The sequence below is a fragment of the Pseudomonas sp. P5_B2 genome, assembly GCF_056400445.1.
Genome location: NZ_JBFULH010000616.1, coordinates 1 through 2,352, shown reverse-complemented (window position 1 = coordinate 2,352; position 2,352 = coordinate 1). Strand labels below are relative to the sequence as shown.

Genomic DNA, 2,352 nt, shown 5'->3' with positions numbered 1-2,352 from the left:
GCCATTGGGCCAGGCGCACTGGGACTTTTGAAGCTCAATACCAATGACGCCGCTGACTGGATGGAGCACCTGACGGAAGTCGCGGTGCTCTTTTCATTGTTTGTCTGCGGGCTGAAATTACGCTTGCCGCTCAAGGACAAGACATGGCGAATCGCATTCGGACTGGCCGGACCGGTCATGGTCTTAACCATTGGCGGCGTTTGTTTGCTGTTGCACTACGGGTTCGGCGTATCGTGGGGCGCCTCCGTGTTGATCGGCTCGGTGCTGGCACCGACCGACCCGGTGCTGGCCGCCCTGGTGCAAGTCAATGACGCGCGGGACGACGACCGTGTGCGCTTCGGTCTGTCGGGCGAGGCCGGGCTCAACGATGGCATCGCGTTTCCCTTCGTGATTCTCGGATTACTCTTGTTGCAGCACGACGGTGATCCTGGCTGGGTGGGCGACTGGGCGCTTAAAAGTCTGCTCTGGGCCGTGCCCGCCGGCTTGCTGACGGGTTACTGGATGGGACGCGGCATCGGGCGGGTGACGTTGACGTTGCGTATCCAGAACGATGACAGCACGTTGTCCCCGAATGATTACCTCGCCCTCGCCTTGATCGCCCTGGCCTATGTCGGCGCCGAATTCATTCATGCCTATGGGTTTCTCTCGGTGTTCGCCGCCGGCCTCGGCTTGCGGCGGGCCGAGGTCAAGACGGCGGGCGAATCGCCAGAGCCCGCCGAGCATCTGGTCCAGCCTGTGGTGGGTCATCAGAACGTCGAGCCGCAACATGTCATGCGTGGCAACACCGACCATTTGGAGGACGGCCAGGTTGCGGCGGGCATCATGATGAGTGACATGCTCGCCTTCGGCGGTCTCGTGGAACGGGCCATGGAGGTGTTTCTGGTGACGCTCCTGGGGGTGGTGCTGATCGCCCACTGGGATTGGCGTGCCTTGCCCATCGGCGGCGTGCTGTTTTTCCTGATCCGGCCGCTGAGTGTGGCCGTCATGCCGTGGGGTCGCTTGCTTGACTGGCATCAGCGCGCATTGATTGGCTGGTTCGGCATCCGTGGCATCGGCAGCCTTTATTACCTGTTTTACGCCTTGAACCACGGGCTCGGTCAATCGGTGGCGGCCCTGTGCACCGACCTGACGTTGTCGGTGGTCGCGTTGAGCATTCTGATTCACGGAATCACCACCCAGCCCACCCTCGCCCGTTACGAACGCCTGAAAAAAAATTGAATTCCCCTTTTCCCCCGACAGTCACATCTTTAACCCCGCTTTGTTAGTGCATCGCGGGGTTCGACAGGTTGGTTCCACTGTGGCAACGACGCCTATTCAAAGGGACCCCGAAAAAGAGGTGCCGGTCATGATCCAATGTTCCTCCCCTGATCAAATCAAAGCCTGCCGGGCACTCGCCCTGGAACGTAACCGTCAGATGTTCGAAGAGGCCCAGGGCCTGAGCCGATGTGCTTTCGAAATGCTCGATGGCAGCGATCTGGATATGGAACTGTTTGATCGTTATCAGGCGCTACGCCGCAAAGCTGACTTGAAGTTTCAGGAAGCGATTGAACACCTGCGTTTGCTCAACGAGGATTTTCCGCCAATTCCCCAATCCGTCATCCACTCAGAACATCTGCGCGAACCGCTTGAACATCGAGCGTGAACGTGAAAAAGAAGCCCGGCAAATGCCGGGCTACTTTATTATTCCGGGCCGCGGCTACATCACAGGCACCGCTTCGGTTTCAAGGTTTTCTGTCAGCGGTACATCGCTGGATCCCGGGGTTAGAATCACCTTACGGCACTGTTCCTGTTTTTTGTCGAAGAGCTTGTAGCCCTCGGCTGCCTGCTCCAGGGACAGGCGATGGGTAATGATCGCTTCCGGTTGCAAGCGTCCGGTTTCGATATGCCCCAGCAACTCCGGCAAATAGCGCTGCACATGGGTCTGGCCCATTTTGAACGTCAGGCCCTTGTCGAAGGCGTCACCGAACAGAAAACCATGGATAAACCCTGAGTAAACGCCCGGAACGCTGACTACGCCACCACGCCGGACTGCCGCAATACACTGGCGTAACGCCTTGCCGCTGCTGCCCTCGAGTTTCAGGGTGGCGAGCACGGTTTCGGTGGTGCTGCCCTTGGCTTCGAAACCCACGGCATCGATCACGGCATCCACCCCCCGACTGCCTGCCGTTTGCCGAATGATCGTGTCAGCCGGGTCATCATCGTCGTCAAAATTGATCGCTACGACGCCATAGGTTCGCTGGGCGTAGGCCAGCCGATAGTCATGATGGTCGACCATGAAAATCAGCTCGGCGCCAAGCATTCTGGCGCACGCCGCGCATAACAATCCCACGGGGCCTGCGCCATAAATAGCAA

3 protein-coding genes are annotated in these 2,352 nt (G+C 58.9%); 2 read left to right on the top strand and 1 reads right to left on the bottom strand.

What is annotated here, in order from left to right; genetic code table 11:
- Positions 1 to 1,218, top strand: a 1,218-nt coding sequence (locus tag AC1DRJ_RS24745) for a cation:proton antiporter (RefSeq protein WP_477804477.1), incomplete at its 5' end; no start/stop codon positions are given.
- Positions 1,219 to 1,345: 127 nt separating this feature from the next.
- Complete coding sequence (locus AC1DRJ_RS24740; protein WP_477804476.1) at positions 1,346 to 1,642, top strand: hypothetical protein; 297 nt, start codon at positions 1,346 to 1,348, stop codon at positions 1,640 to 1,642.
- A 54-nt stretch (positions 1,643 to 1,696) separates the two neighbouring features.
- Here the strand turns inward: AC1DRJ_RS24740 and AC1DRJ_RS24735 are convergent.
- Positions 1,697 to 2,352: zinc-binding dehydrogenase (locus AC1DRJ_RS24735; protein ID WP_477804475.1), on the bottom strand; the 656-nt coding region annotated here is incomplete at its 5' end.